The following is an 18,429-nucleotide window of genomic DNA, read 5'->3' on the forward strand; positions in this document are numbered from 1 at the left end:
CGGGTGCTGCTGCATGAACGCGGGAAGCCGCGGAATGATTTCCCTGAGCGCGAAACTTATGGGCGTGCCGACGCGAAGCACCCCCCGCAGTTCTCCGGTGCCGCGCGCCTCGTGGTCGGCTTCGTCGAGCGCGGCCAGGATTGTTTCCACACGCATTAAATAAGCTTCTCCAGCCTCCGTCAGCGTGACCGCACGGGTTGTCCGGCTGAAGAGTGTCGCCCCGACATCGGCTTCCAACGCGGCGATGAGGCGTGAAGCCGAGGCCTGAGAGAGACCGAGCTCACGACCGGCGCTCGAAAAGTTCCCCACGCGACCTGCGCGGGCAAACAGTTTAAGTGCTGTAAGTCGGTCGTTCATCGCTTTTCCAATGTTACTCCTATTTCCCCGCGGGGACTCAGGACCAAAATGCCACCTCTCTTCTGCGAGGATAATACCCCCAGCATGAGACACCGCTTCTCATTTTTTGAGAGGACAAAGATCGCCGGCGCCCGGGCAACTTATCGATGGTAGAACCTGCAAGTTCTTCGACCCTTTTCAGGAAGTGGAGCAAGGCCGCATCCGCGGTCTCTTTGGCGCTCGCCATTGTCGTCGATCCGGTGAATGCTCCAATAGGCCTCGACGCCGTTAAAGAATCAACACGGTCCATTGGGATGCCATCTCTGGTGCCAACTTTGGCCCGGCGACTTTACGCCTACTCTCGCTAACGGAGCCCGTTGTCCGATACCTGATGTCGCGGGAGCAGTTGAGTTGGCCATAGCTGCGCACCAATGACCGACATTCTCTTCACCATCAGCTCTCTCGTTGGAACGGGTTGGGACAGACATAGGCGACGCGGTCTGAGCGACAGGACGCTCGACCAAGTCATGGCGCGATGATACCAAGGCGTGTCAACGATGTGTGGCCAATCGACGTATATGACACGCCAATCGCAGATACCCCTGCCGTTCAGCATTCTCAGCAGGACATTTGCCCGGGGCGAGGCCGTCGCATGGCACGCGCATGCAGAAGCGCAAGTGATCTTTGCTGCTTCGGGAACGATACAGGTCTACACCGAATCTGGACGGTGGTTTATCCCGCCCCAGCTTGCGCTCTGGATGCCAGCGCGCATATCCCATCGGGTCGATATGATTTCCGATACCGAATTGCGGATGATCTATTGGCACCCATCGGCCTTACGGAAGTGGGCGCCGGATAGGCCGCTCGATTACATATTCGCCCTCGCGGCCACACCGCTGCTACGGGAATTGATCCTTTCGGCCTTCAAGGACGATATATCGCCCGAAAAAGCCGAGCTTGCCGTGCGATTGATTCTTCACGAGCTTATCGAGACACCCGACATTCTGGTGTTCCTTCCGATGCCAACCAGCACGATCGGCAGACGCGTCGCTGATCTCGCTTTAGCGGATTCGCGGATGCATCTCGGCGTAAGTGACCTTGCCTGTCGCGCGGCAACATCGGTTCGCACGATCAGCCGTATGTTCCCGGCAGAAACGGGATTGACCTTCAAGGCCTGGCGGCAAAGAGCAAGAATAGTCCTCGCAATCGATCGGCTTTCGGTGGGGCGTACAATCTCGCAGGTCGCGACAGACGTGGGCTTCGGTAGCACCGCGGCGTTCTCGTACGCGTTCCGGCAAGTAACGAAAATGACCCCGACCGCCTTTCTTCATCATCTCCCGGCTGCAGCTGTCCCGCCGACATGAGAAAGCCCCAGCGCGGCTCTTGGTATTGCTCGTGACCACATCGCGCGCAGGCGGCGACCGGCGATAACGATCGTCTATCGACACTATGGCGAGAGGTGATTTCCCTCGCCGGTGTTGCGAAGTCATTCTCCAAGCATTGTCGTACCAAACACTTTCGGCGCCACGATCAGCACGCGGGCGACCATGTCAGATTGAAAAGCCAGGAGGGTCGATATGCTAAGCAACGAGGACATTGAAGTCGTCACGCCTCGCGGCGGAGGCATCGGCGAGGCTACTCTATTCTGGGATCCGGCTGCCGTTCACTTGGGAGATGCCGGCCTGATGTGTCGCAACTTACCCCTGACCAGAGCCGCGCGTCCTACTCCGCTGACGCAAGATCAAGACAGCGTCATCATGGGCCAGGCCACCAAAGTGATCCTGCACGACATCACAAACCTGCTCGCCACCGTCGATTGCGGGCTGCGGCTCTTGGAGCGCCAGACGGAAGCCGAGGGAAGGAAACTGATCGTCGGCCAAATGCGGCATGCGCTACAGCGCGCCGCAGTCTCAAGTCGCAAGCTCTTGGCTGGAAATTTTATTCGACAAAATCGACGGACGAACATCACGACCCGGCGCGACCTTGTCGCGGCAACGGAGGACTTACGCCACGCCATCGGTCCTGGCCGGTCGTTTCGCACCGAAATCGCCGGTGATCTCTCCGATTTTGCCACCGATTCGGAGGACCTTTACTTCGCGCTTCTGAATTTGTGCCGCAATGCGAGCGCTGCGCTCCAAGACGGTGGCGAGGTCGTAATCTCCGCGAAAAATATGGTGCCGCGCCCGGGAGCATTGACCGGAGCGGGAGAAATCATCGTCGCGGACAACGGAGGCGACATGGCGGACGAAGTGCTTCGGCGAGCATTCGACACCAATTTCACGACGAAGCCCGTTGGGCAAGGTTCGGGTCTCGGCCTCGGCCAGGTACGGCAATTTGTTCAGGGGAGCGGCGGCGCTATCGAGATCGAGTCCGAGATCGGCATCGGAACAGCGGTGCGAATGATGCTGCCGCCCGTTTTGAGGCCGGAATCGACCAGGCCGCATTAACGCGGGGGGCGCACCTCGCAAACCCGCAGACTCAATTTCACAAAACTGCTAGTTCGGAGCCATCCCACGGCGAACAGCAAGGCTGCAAACCCGAAGGAGGGATCAAAATGAGTATAGAAGACGCAAGAAAGCGCCGCGAGGCGCCGCTCGACACGCCGAGCAATCTCGGCTCCAATGCCACCAAGGATATTTCAGCCGCCCTCACCGCACTTCTGGCGGATGTGTTCGCACTCTACATCAAGACCAAAAATTTCCATTGGCACATATCGGGCCCGCATTTCCGGGATTATCACCTCCTTCTCGACGAACAGGCCGCGCAGATCTTCGCGATGACGGACGAAATCGCGGAAAGAGGCCGCAAGATCGGCGGCACAACGATCCGCTCGATCGGCCACATCGCCAGGGTCAAGCATATCGAGGATAATGATGCCGATTTCGTCACACCCGAAGACATGCTGGCCGAACTGAAGGAAAACAATCTGGCGCTTACTCAACGCATGCGGCAGACGCACAATGTCTGCGACGAGCATGGCGATATCGCCACGGCCAGCCTGATCGAAAGCTGGATCGACGAGGCCGAACGTCGCACATGGTTCCTCTTCGAGGCGACCAGGAGAGTTTAACCCCCAGGCGCGTGCCCACCCGCGAGGCGCGGGTGATTGCATGCGCTCCCCGCAGCAATCCTCTCTCGAACTTCGGCATCGGACTCGTTCGGTTGGATGGGCTGGCGGTTACGGCTCGGGGGTTGAAGCGCGGGCTGTTCGGAATACAGGACACCGGAAATGGACACAGACATCATAAATGCCCTGGCGCAGGCTGCGGAATACCTGAAGGCCACCGGCCAAACTGAAAAGGCATTAACCGCGGGGCGACGCGCGCCGGACTTCTGTTTCCCCGACCAGGATGGCGTAAAGACCTCCGCGGTATCGATGCTGCGGCGCGGTCCGCTCCTTCTGATCTTCTATAGCGGTGGTTGGTGTCCCAGTTGCGTCCTCGGTTTAAAGGCGCTGGAAGAGGTCCGTCCATCAATCGAGGCTCGTGGAGCTTCGCTGGTCGCGATTTCGCAGCAGACCGTTGAGGAGAATGCGAGAACCCGAAGGACTACGCAGGTATCGCTGCCGATCTTGTGCGACAAAGGCGGGAAGGTCGCGCGGCAGTTCGGCGTTCGTTGGCGCGTTCCCGAACTGCTTCAGACATTGCATTTGAAGAGCGGAATCGATTTGCCGAGCCTTCATGGCGAGGATAGTTGGACGCTTCCAATTCCGGCACGCTTCGTTGTCGATCAACGCGGTGTCATCGTCTACTCGGAAGTCGATCCGGATCAAACTCACCGCTCAAACCCATCGGACCTCCTGCCAGTGCTCGATCGGGTCTGGAGAGCGCCGGGCGCGTAGTCACCGCGGTCGGCCACGGCACTATTCACGCTCTTCACAAGATACCGCTAGGCGTGCTTGACGGAGGTGGACGCAAGATTGGGAGGCCCGAGGTTCGGCATCCTTGAGGTCGCTCAGTGGGGAGCGTCGTTCGGAAACGTTTCTCATCAGGCCAGTGCAGCTAGCGCATAAAAGGTAAGCGACGCGCTTGGTGCAGATCCACGTAGCGAGCAGAGGCCTGTCCGAGGTCCGGACCGTCATCCCGCGCGCGTCCGTCGCGCGGGATGACGCGCAAGGATTATGACGACGACTTCAGCGAATCCCTATCGATCGGCAGGGTGCGCACGCGCTTGCCAGTGGCGGCGAAGATCGCATTTATTACTGCAGCACTGACAATCGCGGTCGGAGCCTCACCAACGCCACCTGGAGGTTCTGCGTTCTTGATCAGGTGAGTCTCCACCACCGGGACCTCATCGATGCGCATCGGCAGATAGCTGTCGAAATTGCTCTGCTCGACGCGTCCGTCCTTGAAGGTAATTGAGCCATGGAGCGCAGCGGTCAGCCCGAAAACCGTTCCACCTTGAATCTGCGCTTCGATCGTATCGGGATTGACGTACATGCCGCAATCAATGGCACAGATGACCCGCTTGACGTTGACGGAGCCATCGGACGCCACTTCGACCTCGGCGACCTGCGACGTGTAACTGCCGTATGCGAATTGCACCGCAATCCCGCGGCCATGACGCTCGGGAAGTGGTGATCCCCACCCGGCTTTTTCCGCGGCGAGCGACAGAACGGCAAGCGCACGCGGATTTTGCGCAAGCAATCCCTTGCGATAAGCAACGGGATCCTGGTTCGCGGCATGGGCGAGCTCGTCTATGAAGCTTTCGACCACGAAAACATTGTGCGTCGGTCCGACGCCGCGCCACCACGACGTTCGGACGCCCGCGGGCTCGACCTGGACGTAGTCGACGTGGATGTTGGGCAATTCATAGGGCGGTTTGGCCGCCGCCTCTACGGCATCAGGATCCAATCCGTCCTTGACGTAAGCGGGATAATAGCGAGCCATGACGGAGGAGCCGGCGATCCGATGCGTCCAGGCAACCGGCTTGCCGTGCGCATCAAGTCCGGCCGATAGCCGGTCGAGATAGTACGGCCGATACATATCGTGCTGAATGTCTTCTTCGCGGCTCCAGATCACCTTCACCGGACCATCGACGTGCCTGGCGATCTTGACGGCCAACAATGTGCCATCGGGCTCCAGCCTTCGACCGAAGCCACCGCCAATCAGATGATTGTGAATTTTGATCGCATCCTTTGGCAGGCCGGTGAGGTCGGCTACCTGAGACTGCGTGATCGTAGGTGCCTGTGTCCCGACCCAGATGTCGCAACGTTCCTTCTGCAGATGAACAGTGCAGTTCATCGGCTCCATCGCCGCATGAGCCAGGAAAGGCACCTGATAGACCGCGTCAATCCGTTGTGCCGCCTCCGCAAGAGCCTTCGCCGCATCGCCATCGCTACGGGCAACCACGCCCGGATTTTTGGAGTCTTCCTCCAATTGCTTGACGATATTGGCGTTGCTGACCTTGGTGTTCGGCCCATCGTCCCAGGTGATGGCGGTGGCCTCAAGCCCCTTGTTGGCGGCACCCATGTGATCCGCGACCACGGCAACAGCTTCATCGATATTGACCACCTGCCGGACGCCCTTGACCGCGAGCGCGGCCTTCTCGTCCATCGTTTTCGCTTTGCCGCCGACCACCGGCGAAATAGCAACCGCCGCAACCTTCATGCCGGGCAGCCACGTATCGATGCCGTAGAGCGCCCGCCCATCGATCTTTATCGGGGAATCCACGCGCTTGGCGCGCGTGCCGATCAGGGTGAAATCCTTCGGTTCCTTCAATTTGACGGTTGCCGCGGGCGGCACGGGCAATTTCGCGGCGGCCATCGCAAGTTCGCCGTAACTCAGATGCTTCGAGCCTAACGCATCGAACACGACGCCATCCATGGCGCGGCAAGTCGCCGGATCGACATTCCAGCGCTGTGCAGCCGCCGCAATCAACAGATTGCGGCCGACTGCCCCTGCCTGACGCAGCGGCGTCCAGAAGGCGCGGACCGAGGCGGAACCACCGGTATTTTGAATGCCTATGATCGAATTGACGTAAAGCGCATGATTTGGCGGCGCATGCTGAACCTGGATCTGGTCAAGCTTCACCTCCAGTTCTTCAGCGAGTAGCATCGAGAGCGAGGTGTAAACCCCCTGCCCCATTTCGACCATTGGCATGACCAAGGTCACGGCGCCGGTCGGATTGATCCGTATAAATCCGTTCGGCGCGAAAGTACCCGTGACCTCGTTCTCGGCAATCTGCGAAGCAGACGCCGCGAAGACGGGCTCCGCGCTTACACCGGTCAGGGCAAAACCAAGCACCAACCCTGTGCCCTGAAGAAAGCCGCGCCGCGACACCGCTGTTTGGTCGACAATCTGCTCTTTCCGAACAAGCTCATCCATTATGTCAAACTCCCGCAGCTTGCTTGATCGCAGCGCGGATGCGCTGATAGGTGCCACATCGACAGACATTGCCGGACATGGCGGCATTGATGTCGTCATCCGTCGGCTTCGGCGTGTCCTTCAAAAGCCCCGCCGCCGACATGATCTGGCCGGACTGGCAGTAGCCGCACTGCACCACCTCCACCTCCAGCCACGCTTTTTGCAGGGCCGCGCCCTGCGGCGTCTGGCCGATCGCTTCGATCGTGGTGATCGCGCTGTCGCCGACGCTGTCGACTGGCGTCTGGCACGAGCGCACCGGCTGACCGTCGAGATGAACGGTGCAGGCGCCACATAGCCCCCGGCCGCAGCCGAACTTGGTCCCCGTCATGCCAAGTGTGTCGCGCAGCGCCCACAGAAGCGGGATGTCGCCGTCGACGTCGACGTCATGGGGGGTGCCGTTGATCTTTAACGTGAAAGCCATGCGTGCCTCTCGGTGGCTGGTGCTGATAGGACAATGGTCGGCCGGCTGCGTGGATCAATGGGAGAGCCTGCCGCTCACGGACGAACGCGGACGATCGTCTTTCCCCCGCGTCGCTCCTTCGAGTTGAAGGCAGCGACGGCTCTTCCTGGTTCATTCCTCTCGGATGCGGCAACGCCCTTCACTCGATCAGGCACGGAACCTCTCCTATGACCGTCAGGTCGATCGCCGAGAGCGCTTTCTCCCTCGCTAATACGGCCTGGTCCCGGTCTAGAAACGCGGTGGCCTGCACGGCGAAGAATTGCAGGGTTTTCAGCCCGATACTGCCCAGCAGCACCGACAGATACGGCGTGAGAAAATCTGGCTGGTTGGCTCGTTCGCCGCTAAAGACGCCACCGGAAGCGATGCCGATAAACACCGGACGGTCCGGCAGCATTCCCACCTTCCCGGCCGGCGTCGACCTGAAGGTGCGACCGGCGCGCACGATTTGGTCGATCCACGCCTTGAGGACTGAGGGAACGGTCAAGTTGTGCATGGGCGTTCCAATGACGACCACGTCGGCCGCCTCGACTTCATGAATAAGCGCTTCGGCGAGATCCAGAGCGCCCTTCAGCGGCGCCGCCAATGTGGCCGGTGACGACAGCGTGTTCGCGTAATCGGACCCGGCGTGCGGCACTGGAGAAGCGCCAAGGTCGCGCCGGCTGATGTTGGCATCGGGCGCAAGCTCAAGGAGCTTTTTGACAATCGCAGCCGAAAGCTGCCGGCTGTGCGATTCAAGACGCGGGCTGCAATCAATATGGAGGATGTTCATGCGAACGACCTCAACGGCTTTACGGAGCGAATTGCGGACAGTGCCTTAACAGGTCCTTTGTCCCTTTCGCCCTCAGCCGTAACCACGATGACCGTCATGGGAAGTGTCTCCTTGATCATTTGTCTTTTTGGCGGAAACGTCACAGGGATCGAAATCCGTCCGGCACGTCATGCCAGAGGCCGTGGCTAATCTTCGAATGCGAAGGGGAACAACGCATCGACGCCACGCCCCGCTTATTTCTTGAGGACGGGATAGCCCTGAGTGTAGATCCAATCCGACTGTCGCGCCGGCTCGTGACAGGATTGACAGTCCGCCGTGTAGTCGGTGGAAGTCGTCTTCTGGGAATTGGCCGCGTCGAACCAAGACCAGCCCCAGCCGTCGCCCCAAAGCTTGTTTCCTGGGAATCGCCCGGCGCTGTCTTTCACCATGACGAACCAGCCTGCCAGGGTGCCGGCACTGCTTACGGTTCCCGTTGTCATTTCGTTCGTGGTCGTATTGAAGACTTCCTTCACGAGAACAGCGCCATCGGGAAAGTGACCGTCCTTGCGGTATGCGGCGATGGTTCCGGGCGACGCATAGACCACGTGCAATTGTTTTGAGCCCGGGCCGTCGTCTTTCGCTACAGCCCAGGTGCCCAGCACCTGATAAGCGGTCCGATAGTCGGAAGGCACGTGCAGATTCCCTCTGTCATCGACAACGGCTGCAGTCGCTCCTTCATACCGCGAGCGCTTATCCATCTGCGCATCGGCAGTGACGGCGACGGCGCCGATCATGAACAGTCCTGCTAGGGTGACACCCAAGGCACCGATAACTCTCATGGCAATGTTCCTATACTGGCGAACTCGTAGCATTCGTTGACCATTCCAGTTGTCGCAGCGCAGGACGAAGTTTTCCAATAGCTGGATTGTATGGTTTCAATAGCGGTGAGGAATGCGGCCGCATCCGTCCTCGCACATCGTTGTCAGGGCTGTTCCCGTGGCATCGATTTCGCCGGATATCCGTCTTCGCGATGGAAAATCTCGTAACCGTCAACATTGGCAAATGAGGCGACAAAGCCCGCGGCGCGGGCTTTCATCGATCCTTTGCGAGCCGCGAACCAGGTTGCCGACGATCGTGCTGGGGCGGAGACCCCCAATAACGGCAGGCTATCAACTTGATGGCGACATGTGATTTCCATTTCGGGTCGTCGGAATCCACTGTGTCATCGGGTGCCACGCCGTTGTGCAAGCGGATGGCTTCGATTCACGGACCAGGAGATTGATATGCAGGATGCAGATAGACGCCGTGCGACCGCCTCATGCTCGAAAGCCGCTCCCGTTGTCGAGGTTCTTCCGCGGAACATCGTTGTGCTGGCCGAAGGCGCAGGCGTGGCAATCGGGCAGGGGCGCCTCTTCGCCGCCTCGGTCGGCCCCCGTCCGCGTGGCGCGCAGCGTCGACCGGCGCCCGCGCTGCGGTGTGTAGACATCCCGATAGCGGGTCCCAACGGTGAGGTCTCGGGAATTCTGCGCCGTGTCCTGCCCATCGCTGGGTTCGGCACCCTCTCGGCGCACCTCGAGTCGGCTTCACACGGCTCGGGAGACGAGCTTACAGAGTCCATTGTACATGACATGAACAATCTCCTGGCCGTAATCGATGGCGGCCTAGGCCTTCTGGAACGTCAAAGCGACGCCGATGCCCGCAAGGCGATCTTCACCCGCTTGCACGGCGCCGTCGACCGAGGCGCGATTTTGACTCGAATGCTACTGAATCAAGGAACCCTCGCTCGTCACAGCTGTTCCGGCACGACGTCCGCGCAGCTCTCGGTCGTCATTGAGGACTTGCGCCCATCGTTAAGCCCGGACATACTGATGGAAATACAGATCGAATCCGGTCTGTGGCCGGTGAAGGCCGACCCCGATGAGCTCTTTTATGCGTTGCTGAACCTGTGTCGCAACGCCGACGCTGCCATGCCCAAAGGCGGCCTGATCGTCGTCTCCGCCGCGAATGTCGCTGCCGAATTGGATGATAGGTTCGGTGGAATGGTCGCAATTTCCGTCCGTGACAACGGCTCGGGGATGAGCGAGGAGGTCATGAGTCGCGTCTTCGAGCCGTATTTCACGACCAAGGAAACTGGCGTCGGAACTGGCCTTGGGCTTGCCCAGGTTCGAGCGTTTGTCGAGCGCCAAGGCGGGTGGATCGAATTGCAATCCGAGCTGGGCGTCGGAACCGCGATCCGGATGATTTTCCCGCGTGTGCCCGACGCGGAGCATGCTGTTCCGGTTCGGGGGCCGAACAGCGACGAGAGTTGCTCGCAAGCCGCTCACTCGACTATCGCATATAGCCCGTCGCCAAACGGGGGCGTCTTTCACGTCGTACCCTCAAAGGGGCAGCGTCCTTGTTTGGAAGGGCACCGTCGCAGTCCCATTGATGGATGCGGCGAATGCCTTTGGGAGGCTTGATCGGTCCCTTGACCCGCATCGCGCCATTTGCCTGGCTCGCCGGGCGCTGAGCAGAGCTGCTAAAGTACGACGGCTGGGCGCGTCCCCAGTCCGGGTTCGGTGTTATGTAGCCAGTGCCACCAATGCCCCGCTTTCGGACGAGGATGCCAGTCATTCAGGCCAACCTCAGTGCGGCCAAGTCGCCGCTGTTGAGTGCCGTTAAATTGGCCTCGATTTTATCGATCGGCCAATCCCACCAAGGGATATCGAGAATTTCACTTGTGATCTCGTCTGGATACCGCATCCGGATGATCGCTGCCGGATTTCCCTCGACAACAGCGTAAGACGGCACGTCGCGGGTCACCACAGAGGCGGCCGCAATAATCGCACCGGCCCCAATATGGACGCCGGGCATGATCGCCGCGTTCTGGCCAATCCATGCGTCGTGACCCACAACCGTATCCTTTACGGGCAGATCCTTGTAGCCGAAGGTTTCGGGTTCGAAGATCCGAACGGGTAGGTGGTGAAGCCGTCATTGGATGGTTGGCCGAACTGGCGATGAAGTAGCCTCCCCTTGCGATCTGGACAAATCTGCCGATGACCAGCCGCTCGCGGACGCTATGACCGAGATATGGTGCCAGAATCGCGGCGGTGTCCTCGGGCTTTCCAGAATACGTATGATAGCTGTAGTCGCCGACCTTGATGCGCGGATGGTCGATGACGTTTTTCAGGTACACCGTATCCGAATAGACAGTGCCATCGGGCAGCGCGATCGGGTGAACCGCAGTAGCATCGAGAAGAGGCATGGAGGACCCGTTCCATATCGAGCTAGTTGGACCAACCAGTTGAATCCAGCTGCCTGATTTTACTGCGATCAGTCTATTGTCTAGCTGCCCTGGAACCCATCATGCGGCACATATCGGTCTCATGAATAATGTTTATGCCAAGATTCTCGGTCGCGAATTGTTCGCATCGTTCAGTCGCGGTGCAATGTGGAACGCGTCAGCCGTAATTGTGGCCCGCCAGCGTTTGCAGTTGACGGGCCAACATGCGTTTTGGCTACTGGGCTGCCTGCTGCAGGCCCTCGCTGTCTTCTTCCTCATGCTTGCGCGGCTTGTAGCGCGCGCGCAGCAGGACATAGAAGACCGGTGTCAGGAGAAGACCGAAGATTGTGACCCCGAGCATCCCGCTGAACACGGCGGTGCCGAGTGACTGGCGCATCTCGGCGCCCGGCCCCTCTGCCACCGCCAGAGGCAGCACGCCGAAGATGAATGCAAATGCCGTCATCAGGATCGGGCGCAGGCGCAAATGGCTTGCCTTAATCGCGGCCTCTACGGCTGTCTTGCCTTCGTCCTGCGCCTGGCGGGCGAACTCGACGATCAGGATCGCGTTCTTGGCGGCGAGGCCGATCAGGACGACAAAGCCGATCTGTGTCAGGACATTGTTGTCCATGCCCCGCAGATAGACGCCGATCAGCGCGCCAAGAACCGCGAGCGGCACGATCAGGATGATCGCGAGCGGCAGTATCCAGCTTTCGTACTGCGCCGCGAGCGCCAGGAAGACGAAGACGACCGACAGTGCGAAGATCCATACGGCGCTGCCGCCCGTATGCGTTTCCTGGTAGGCGATATCAGTCCATTCGAACGTCGTGCCCGGCGGCAGCATCTTGGTGGCAAGTGCTTCCATCTTCTGGATGGCGTCGCCGGTCGAAACGCCCGCGGCGGCGTTGCCTTGCAGCGGTACCGACACATACATGTTGTAGCGCTGGATGAGGGTCGGGCCGCTGGTGTCGCGGATATCGGCAAGCGTGCCTAGCGGGACAAGCGCGCCGGTAGAGGACCTCACCTTGAGATCCAACATGTCGTCCTTCTCCATCCTGAACTGCTTGTCGGCCTGCGCGCGCACCTGGTAGACACGTCCGAAGGCGTTGAAGTCGTTCACGTAGGAAATGCCGAGGTTCGTCGACAGCGTGTCGAAGATATTCGGGATCGGCACGTTGAGGTACTGGGCCTTTTCACGGTCGATATCGAGATAAAACTCGGGAGTGGACTCCGAGAAGGTCGTGAACACTCCGGTCAGCCCCGGCGTATGGTTGGCCGCGGCCATCATCCGGCGCGCGACGTCGAGCACGCGCGTCATGTTGGAATTATCCTGGTCCATGATCTGCATTTTGAAGCCACCGGCGTTGCCGATACCCCGGACGGGCGGTGGCGGAACCGCGATGATAAAGGCGTCGTCGACGCTCTGAAGGTTTTTGTAGAGCGATGCGATGATCTTGTTGGCATTGTCTCCCGTTTTCACGCGTTCGGCAAAAGGCTTGAACGCCGTGAAGACGACGCCGGCATTGGAGGCATTGGTGAATGTCGCGCCACTGAAGCCCGCGAATTCCACCGCATCCTTGACGCCGGACGTCTGCCGGGCGATGTCGGAGACTTTGCGTACGACCGCGTCCGTCCTTTCCAGCGACGAGCCGTCCGGAAGCTGGATGACTACAATGGCGTAGCCCTGGTCCATCACGGGAATGAAGCCGCTAGGGACCTTGGTGCTTATGAGCCATGTCGCCCCCAGAAGACCGACAAAGACAACCAGTGCGCAGCCGACCCCGATCCAGGATCGGACAATCAACCGTACGACCGACGAGTAGCCACGGCTGAGTGCGTCGAAGCCGCCGTTGAAGCCGTTCGCGGCAGCGTGCCCCAGCCTTGAAAAGATGTTCCGTCTTTCCCTGGCGTGATCGTGCTTCTTCAGGACGACCGCGGCGAGCGCCGGGGATAGCGTCAGCGAGTTCAATGCCGAGATAGCGGTCGCGATCGAGATCGTGACAGCGAACTGCCTGTAGAACTGCCCCGCGATGCCCGGAATGAAGGCCGTCGGTGCGAAGACCGCGATCAGCACAAGGGAGATTGCCACGACGGCGGTGCCGACTTCGTTCATCGTGACGTGCGCGGCCATGCGCGGGCTCATACCCTTTGCAAGGTTGCGTTCGACATTTTCAACGACGACGATCGCATCATCGACCACGATACCGATCGCCAGGACAAGACCGAAGAGCGTCAACATGTTCAGCGACATGCCGAAGGCGGCGAGGAACGCAAAGGTACCGATCAGCGATACCGGGATCGCGACGATCGGAATGATCGCTGTGCGCCACGACTGCAGGAACACGAGGACCACGATTGCGACCAACACAGCAGCCTCGCCGATTGTTCGATAGACCTCCGAGATGGACTCGGCGACGAACTGTGTCGGGTCGTACACGATGCTGTACTCAAGACCAGGCGGGAAGTTCTTCGACAAATCCGCCATCATTGACTTGATCTGCCCAGTCGTCTCCAGCGCGTTCGTGCCCGGTCGGGCGTTGATAACCAGCGCGACGGCCGTTTGGTTGTTCAGATAGCTGTTCGTGACGTAGTCCTGCGCACCGAGCTCGACGCGCGCGACATCCTCCAGCTTCACCAGGCGGCCGTCCGAAGCGGCCTTGACGATCACGTATCGGAACTGATGGGGGTCGGAAAATCGGCCGTCCGTCCTGACCGTGTACTGGAAGGCGTTGCCGGTCTTGGCCGGAGGCGCTCCAATGGAGCCGCCCGTCACCTGGACGTTCTGGTCCCTGAGCGCGTTGACAACGTCAGTCGACGTCATACCGTAGGCTGATAGTTTCTCCGGATCGAGCCAGATTCGCATGGAATATTGGCGCTCGCCGAATATCTGGACGTCGCCAACGCCCTGCAGGCGTACGAGGACGTCACGAATGCGGCTGCGTGCATAGTTGGATGTGTAGAGCTGGTCGTAACGGCCGGTCGGGGACAGGAGATGGACGACCATCAACAGGTTCGGCGAGGTCTTGTCCGTCGTGACGCCGAGGCGTTGCACCTCCTGCGGAAGGCGGGGCAGAGCAATGGCGACACGGTTCTGGACGAGCACCTGCGCCTTATCGAGATCGGTTCCCAGTTTGAAGGTGATCGTCAGCGCCAAGGAGCCGTCACCGCTGGAATAGGACGACATGTATAGCATGTCTTCAACGCCGTTTATCTGCTGCTCGATCGGTGTCGATACCGCGTCTGCGATAGTCTGCGGATCCGCACCCGGATAGGACGTGCGCACCACGATCGTCGGTGGCGCGATTTCCGGGTACTGCGCGACCGGCAGCTGCAGGTAGGCGACAGAGCCGACGATGATGAGCACGAGCGAAATGACCGATGCGAAAATCGGCCGATCGACAAAGAAGTGTGCGAACCTCATTTGGCTGCTCCCGCTGCTGACACTGCTTCCTGCGCCGTCGCTGGCACATCGTTCGGGTTTTCCTTGGGCAGCTCCACCGTAACCGGAGTAACCTTGGCTCCCGGACGCACCCGGACCACGCCCTTCACGACGATCTGTTCATCGCCCGTGAGACCCGCGCGGATGACCCGGTAGCCGTAAAGCTTGGGACCCGTGCGAACGGATTTTGTCGTCACGGTATTGTCGGGACTGAGCACGTAGACCACGCGCTCGTTCTGGTCGGCGGAAATTGCTTCGTCGGGTATGAGGACCGCGGTGTAGGAATTTGAGCCCTCGATCTCAACACGGCCAAAGAGACCGGGCTGAAGGACAAAACCGGGATTGGCGAAACGGGCGCGCGCGCGCAGCGTGCCGGTGGCCTGATCGATGGTGTTTTCGGCGAAGTTCAGCGTGCCCCCGAACTTCGTATGGTCCCGGTCCCCGAGACGCACGCTTACCTTCAGGCCGCCGCCCCCCTCCTGGAGGACGTTGCCGTTCTTGCGAGCCGTCTCCGCATAGTTGAGCAGACGCCGCTCGTCGATGTCGAAATAGAAGTCGATGGGATCAAGAGCGACGATCGTCGTCAGTTCAGTCTGATCTGACTGGACGAGGTTGCCGACCGAAATCAGATGACGGTCGATACGTCCACTCAACGGGGCCGTGATCTTACTGTAGGTGAGATCGAGCTGCGCGCGTTCAACGCTTGCCTGGGCCCCCTGGAGGTTCGCCTGCGCGGATTGCAGTTCCTTGCGTCGGTCATCGAGTGTCGACACCGTCTGGCTACCGGACTTTACCAGAGTGTTCACGCGGTCGAATTCCGACTGCGCATAGGTCAGGGTGGATTGGGCGACCGCAAGCTGAGCGGTGGCCTGGTTGTAGGCGGTGACGAAGGGGCGTTGGTCGATTTCGAAAAGTTCGTCGCCTTGCTTGACCAACTGGCCGTCCTTGAAGTTGATGCTTTGAAGGTACCCGCCGACCCGGGAGCGGATAGAAACCTGCTCGGAGGCCTGGAAGCGGCCGATGAACTCGTCGTTGTCGACGATCTCTCGCACGACCGGCTTCGCCACGGACACCTGCGGTGGAGGAGGCGTTTGCTGAGCCTGCGCAGCTCCCGCTAAGAGAGCCACGAAAAGCAGCACAGCGCGTGTCAAAGTTGATGTTGAATGGCGGATTTGCATCGGTTACCTCCGACGTGTTTGGTCGAGAAGCCGCGGCCAGCGCCAGGCTCCGGTCTTTCGTCGTTCAGCTGAAATGGAATGTTCGTTCAGGGATCGAAGGCTCGCTTCATCCGACGAGCTCATGAAGGCGATTTGCTCTCACCTCAGCGGCAACATGGCCTCGGGATTTTCGCAGTATTTCTTCATCTTCCGACCTCCTTTGCTGGCGAGCAAAAATAGGATGGCGAAACTCGATGGTCCAATGACCTATGGCTATGGAATCGATGCCCACGACGCAAAGCCCAACAAAAGCCCCAAGGACACAATGCTGCTGCCGCACGCAAAAGAGCGCTGCAATCAACAGATGCAGCCTGGCAGCCACAAGATTTACCGACGTTCCCACGCTCGTTCTCGGCGGGATGCCGGCCAATGCCATCCCTTTCGCGAAAGTGCCGAGTCTTTCAAGCTTTGAATCGAAGACTTTCGGTCAGGATTTTCGCGAAAATCAACCCTGTGACGGTGGAGGGCGCTTCATAGTCAAAAGCTCCATCACCTCGTGCCGATCATCTGCGGATGCAATCGGAGCTGTCAGAAATTTCCCGTCATGATATGTCCGGGTTTCATCGTAGAGTTTGACCAGTTGCGAGCGCCAGCTGTAGCGCCGCGCCTCAAAGTTCTCTCGCTCTGCTGTCCCAAAGACCACCACCACCGAAAACCGCCTGTATTCCGGCAGGAAGGTGCAGAACGCCCTGGTCTTCTTGTAGCGCAAGGACCAACCACGCTTCTGGCCACCATAGAGCCACTCCGGCGCGAAAACACCGGGGTAGGATGCCTCGATCCAGCTCTGTAACTCGGCCCAATGCTCGAATGCCTCGGGGCCGATCCAGGCGCGAACGGCACCGTCATCGGGCGGCGCTGATTTATTGGCTATCCTGTCGCCGATCTGGGGGGACTGTTCCATGTGCTTTCCTTGCACCACAAGTTAATCACCTAAGCTTCTGACTACGATGCCTCGAATCGGTCTCACACCGTGTACTTTTGATAGTAGGTGCGCCTGATCTCGTCCTGACTTCGAGGAGGTTGAGCGAAGACATGGGCCGGCGACAGTAAGGGGGTGATCGAAGTGGTTTCGATTTTGACCACGTGATCGACAGGATATTCCGGGCCATTCGTCGCCCGAACCCAGTCGGCGATCATCAAATACTCTTCATTGCCCGGCGACAGTATCGATCCGCGACCCGTGACTCGGTAACCGCGTCTCTGGAAGATGTCGACTACGTTAATCTCGACGGCAGGATTACGCCTCAAGTTCAGTATTGTCCGGGGCGATGCGATATCTGCGAAATAGAGAACACCGTTCCTGACCGTCAAGGACGCCTTCGGCGAAAGATTGGGCGTTCCATCCTCGTTGACCGTGGCGACGAACGACAGTATCGCCTGCTTGATGATGGCCTCCATGTCGGCAGTGATTTCAATCATAGACATCCTCGCTTGCATATTATTCCACGCGCTCATTCGCCGGAACTCATCAGAATGTTGATCTCAGCCCCCGCCTGCGATCGTTCAACCGAACGCCGACTTTCATCCGCATACGAGGGCGAGCGACGAGGCTTGAAGATTGGATCTATGAGGGTGGAAAAGAAAATCACCTCTCGCCATGGAGTCGATAGCCGAACGTTATTGGAATGGCTGAGAGAGGCTTAGCGCGCCGGGGTGCTCTTTGCTCATTTTTTGACGGCTGCGTCGGGCGTGTTGCGGAAGCTAATCGCCATGCGGTCGTAGGCGTTCATCAGGCTGATCGCGATCGTGAGGTCGACGAGTTCCTTCTCGCCGAAAACCGCGCGCACCGCCCGGTAGGCGTCGTCCGGCACGCCGGTCTCTGCCACCCGCGTCACCGTCTCAGCCCCAGGCAAGAGCGGCGCGTTCGGTCTCGCTGAAGAGATCGCCGCCCTCCTCCCACGCCTGAACCAGGGCAAGCTTCTCGATCGGCACTCCCCTCCTCGTGAGATCGCGAGTGTGCAAGTCCAGGCAATAGCCGCAGTTGTTGATCTGCGAGACGCGGAGATAGACAAGATCGATCAGCTCGGCGGGCAGGTCGCTCTGCATGATGTAGCCATACACACCTCCGAGAGCCTTGGCGCCGTTCGGAGCAATTTGGTTATAATCCAGACGTCTGGTCATTGGCCTCTTACCCAGAAGCTTATTTGATGGGCGTGGTCAAAGGGTTGTCATTGGTGTCGAGGACGAAGACAGCGAGCAGCTTTGCCGGCTCGGTCTTGCTCGCGTTGCGGCTGATGGAATGCGTCGCCTCCGGCGCTTCCGACCAGCTCTCCCCTGCCCGGTAGATGCGCGTCTCGCCGTTGTTCACCTTCGATTCGATCGCGCCCGAAATCACATAAGCGTAGATGAAAGCCGACTTCGCGTGGGTGTGGGGGGTGGACGCACCGCCCGGCGCGTAATCGACTTCCACGGCAATCAGGGATTTGCCCGGGATATTGGGAATAGCCGCGTCGAAATTCTTCGTGACGGCTTGCGCTTCGCTGTCCTGGGCGGAAACCGCGCCGGCCATCGACAAAGCAAAGGTGATGGAGATAGCGGCGATAACAGTTCGGAAATTCACTTGGCTTGCTCCTTCTTCAACACTGAAACTGCTTGTAGTGGGCTC

General features: G+C 59.5%; 17 protein-coding genes and 1 pseudogene. 6 read left to right on the forward strand and 12 right to left on the reverse strand.

Features of this window, described 5'->3' with window-relative positions; translation table 11 throughout:
- Positions 1-357 (reverse strand): LysR family transcriptional regulator (locus PY650_RS29525; RefSeq protein ID WP_285883294.1); only part of this gene is annotated, 357 nt, incomplete at its 3' end.
- Positions 358-914: 557 nt separating this feature from the next.
- Between PY650_RS29525 and PY650_RS29530 the strand changes: the two genes are divergently transcribed.
- The 4 genes from PY650_RS29530 to PY650_RS29545 all read left to right on the forward strand — a co-directional run bounded on the left by PY650_RS29530 (position 915) and on the right by PY650_RS29545 (position 4,177).
- Complete coding sequence (locus PY650_RS29530) at positions 915-1,700, forward strand: AraC family transcriptional regulator (protein ID WP_285883295.1); 786 nt, start codon at positions 915-917, stop codon at positions 1,698-1,700.
- 213 nt (positions 1,701-1,913) lie between these two features.
- Positions 1,914-2,783, forward strand: a complete 870-nt coding sequence (locus PY650_RS29535) for an ATP-binding protein (RefSeq protein ID WP_285883296.1) — start codon at positions 1,914-1,916, stop codon at positions 2,781-2,783.
- Positions 2,784-2,890: 107 nt separating this feature from the next.
- Complete coding sequence (locus tag PY650_RS29540; RefSeq protein ID WP_285883297.1) at positions 2,891-3,406, forward strand: Dps family protein; 516 nt, start codon at positions 2,891-2,893, stop codon at positions 3,404-3,406.
- A gap of 159 nt (positions 3,407-3,565) precedes the next feature.
- A complete protein-coding gene (locus tag PY650_RS29545; protein ID WP_285883298.1) occupies positions 3,566-4,177 on the forward strand; it encodes a peroxiredoxin-like family protein in 612 nt (203 codons plus the stop codon).
- 277 nt (positions 4,178-4,454) lie between these two features.
- Here PY650_RS29545 and PY650_RS29550 read toward each other — a convergent pair whose 3' ends face one another.
- From PY650_RS29550 to PY650_RS29565, 4 genes are all read right to left on the reverse strand, one after another.
- Positions 4,455-6,662 carry a xanthine dehydrogenase family protein molybdopterin-binding subunit gene (locus PY650_RS29550; RefSeq protein WP_285883299.1) on the reverse strand — a complete coding sequence of 736 codons (2,208 nt, stop codon included), beginning with the start codon at positions 6,660-6,662 and terminating at the stop codon, positions 4,455-4,457.
- Positions 6,663-6,666: 4 nt separating this feature from the next.
- Complete coding sequence (locus PY650_RS29555; RefSeq protein WP_285883300.1) at positions 6,667-7,122, reverse strand: (2Fe-2S)-binding protein; 456 nt, start codon at positions 7,120-7,122, stop codon at positions 6,667-6,669.
- A 178-nt stretch (positions 7,123-7,300) separates the two neighbouring features.
- Positions 7,301-7,930 carry an FMN-dependent NADH-azoreductase gene (locus tag PY650_RS29560; RefSeq protein WP_285883302.1) on the reverse strand — a complete coding sequence of 210 codons (630 nt, stop codon included), beginning with the start codon at positions 7,928-7,930 and terminating at the stop codon, positions 7,301-7,303.
- A gap of 233 nt (positions 7,931-8,163) precedes the next feature.
- Positions 8,164-8,748 (reverse strand): cytochrome P460 family protein, encoded by a 585-nt coding sequence (locus PY650_RS29565; RefSeq protein WP_285883303.1) that lies wholly within the window; start codon positions 8,746-8,748, stop codon positions 8,164-8,166.
- A gap of 528 nt (positions 8,749-9,276) precedes the next feature.
- On the opposite strand from PY650_RS29565, the gene PY650_RS29570 reads away from it, so the two are divergent.
- The gene (locus PY650_RS29570) at positions 9,277-10,368 is read left to right on the forward strand and encodes a two-component system sensor histidine kinase NtrB (protein ID WP_285883304.1); all 1,092 of its coding nucleotides are present in this window, start codon (positions 9,277-9,279) and stop codon (positions 10,366-10,368) included.
- Between the two features lie 154 nt (positions 10,369-10,522).
- On the opposite strand, the gene PY650_RS29575 is transcribed toward PY650_RS29570, so the two are convergent.
- From PY650_RS29575 to PY650_RS29585, 3 genes are all read right to left on the reverse strand, one after another.
- Positions 10,523-10,801 carry an LbetaH domain-containing protein gene (locus PY650_RS29575; protein WP_285883305.1) on the reverse strand — a complete coding sequence of 93 codons (279 nt, stop codon included), beginning with the start codon at positions 10,799-10,801 and terminating at the stop codon, positions 10,523-10,525.
- A gap of 605 nt (positions 10,802-11,406) precedes the next feature.
- Positions 11,407-14,589 (reverse strand): efflux RND transporter permease subunit, encoded by a 3,183-nt coding sequence (locus tag PY650_RS29580; RefSeq protein WP_285883306.1) that lies wholly within the window; start codon positions 14,587-14,589, stop codon positions 11,407-11,409.
- Entirely contained in the window at positions 14,586-15,785 is a 1,200-nt protein-coding gene (locus PY650_RS29585; RefSeq protein WP_285883307.1) for an efflux RND transporter periplasmic adaptor subunit, read from the reverse strand. The genes PY650_RS29580 and PY650_RS29585 overlap by 4 nt, the downstream gene beginning before the upstream one ends.
- A 121-nt stretch (positions 15,786-15,906) precedes the next feature.
- Here PY650_RS29585 and PY650_RS29590 point away from each other — a divergent pair, with 121 nt between their 5' ends.
- Positions 15,907-16,236, forward strand: a complete 330-nt coding sequence (locus tag PY650_RS29590) for a hypothetical protein (protein ID WP_285883308.1) — start codon at positions 15,907-15,909, stop codon at positions 16,234-16,236.
- A 33-nt stretch (positions 16,237-16,269) separates the two neighbouring features.
- Here PY650_RS29590 and PY650_RS29595 read toward each other — a convergent pair whose 3' ends face one another.
- The 4 genes and pseudogenes from PY650_RS29595 to PY650_RS29610 all read right to left on the reverse strand — a co-directional run bounded on the left by PY650_RS29595 (position 16,270) and on the right by PY650_RS29610 (position 18,384).
- Positions 16,270-16,725, reverse strand: coding sequence for a DUF3788 domain-containing protein (locus PY650_RS29595; protein ID WP_285883309.1), 456 nt, complete (start codon positions 16,723-16,725; stop codon positions 16,270-16,272).
- Positions 16,726-16,787: 62 nt separating this feature from the next.
- Positions 16,788-17,243 carry a pyridoxamine 5'-phosphate oxidase family protein gene (locus PY650_RS29600; RefSeq protein WP_285883310.1) on the reverse strand — a complete coding sequence of 152 codons (456 nt, stop codon included), beginning with the start codon at positions 17,241-17,243 and terminating at the stop codon, positions 16,788-16,790.
- A gap of 245 nt (positions 17,244-17,488) precedes the next feature.
- A pseudogene (locus PY650_RS29605) lies at positions 17,489-17,945 on the reverse strand (carboxymuconolactone decarboxylase family protein).
- A gap of 19 nt (positions 17,946-17,964) precedes the next feature.
- Complete coding sequence (locus tag PY650_RS29610) at positions 17,965-18,384, reverse strand: cupin domain-containing protein (protein WP_285883311.1); 420 nt, start codon at positions 18,382-18,384, stop codon at positions 17,965-17,967.
- Positions 18,385-18,429: the final 45 nt, after the last annotated feature.

The organism is Martinezella calliandrae (assembly GCF_030272695.1).
Lineage (GTDB): Bacteria > Pseudomonadota > Alphaproteobacteria > Rhizobiales > Rhizobiaceae > Rhizobium > Rhizobium calliandrae.

What these genes read in the sequence shown, in the direction of transcription:
- PY650_RS29550 (WP_285883299.1), bottom strand. Translation starts at nt 6,662, where the DNA reads ATGGATGAGCTTGTTCGGAAAGAGCAGATTGTCGACCAAACAGCGGTG.
- PY650_RS29560 (WP_285883302.1), bottom strand. Translation starts at nt 7,930, where the DNA reads ATGAACATCCTCCATATTGATTGCAGCCCGCGTCTTGAATCGCACAGC.
- PY650_RS29600 (WP_285883310.1), bottom strand. Translation starts at nt 17,243, where the DNA reads ATGATTGAAATCACTGCCGACATGGAGGCCATCATCAAGCAGGCGATA.
- PY650_RS29585 (WP_285883307.1), bottom strand. Translation starts at nt 15,785, where the DNA reads ATGCAAATCCGCCATTCAACATCAACTTTGACACGCGCTGTGCTGCTT.
- PY650_RS29595 (WP_285883309.1), bottom strand. Translation starts at nt 16,725, where the DNA reads ATGGAACAGTCCCCCCAGATCGGCGACAGGATAGCCAATAAATCAGCG.
- PY650_RS29545 (WP_285883298.1), top strand. Translation starts at nt 3,566, where the DNA reads ATGGACACAGACATCATAAATGCCCTGGCGCAGGCTGCGGAATACCTG.
- PY650_RS29590 (WP_285883308.1), top strand. Translation starts at nt 15,907, where the DNA reads ATGAAGGCGATTTGCTCTCACCTCAGCGGCAACATGGCCTCGGGATTT.
- PY650_RS29555 (WP_285883300.1), bottom strand. Translation starts at nt 7,122, where the DNA reads ATGGCTTTCACGTTAAAGATCAACGGCACCCCCCATGACGTCGACGTC.
- PY650_RS29580 (WP_285883306.1), bottom strand. Translation starts at nt 14,589, where the DNA reads ATGAGGTTCGCACACTTCTTTGTCGATCGGCCGATTTTCGCATCGGTC.
- PY650_RS29540 (WP_285883297.1), top strand. Translation starts at nt 2,891, where the DNA reads ATGAGTATAGAAGACGCAAGAAAGCGCCGCGAGGCGCCGCTCGACACG.
- PY650_RS29535 (WP_285883296.1), top strand. Translation starts at nt 1,914, where the DNA reads ATGCTAAGCAACGAGGACATTGAAGTCGTCACGCCTCGCGGCGGAGGC.
- PY650_RS29530 (WP_285883295.1), top strand. Translation starts at nt 915, where the DNA reads ATGACACGCCAATCGCAGATACCCCTGCCGTTCAGCATTCTCAGCAGG.
- PY650_RS29565 (WP_285883303.1), bottom strand. Translation starts at nt 8,748, where the DNA reads ATGAGAGTTATCGGTGCCTTGGGTGTCACCCTAGCAGGACTGTTCATG.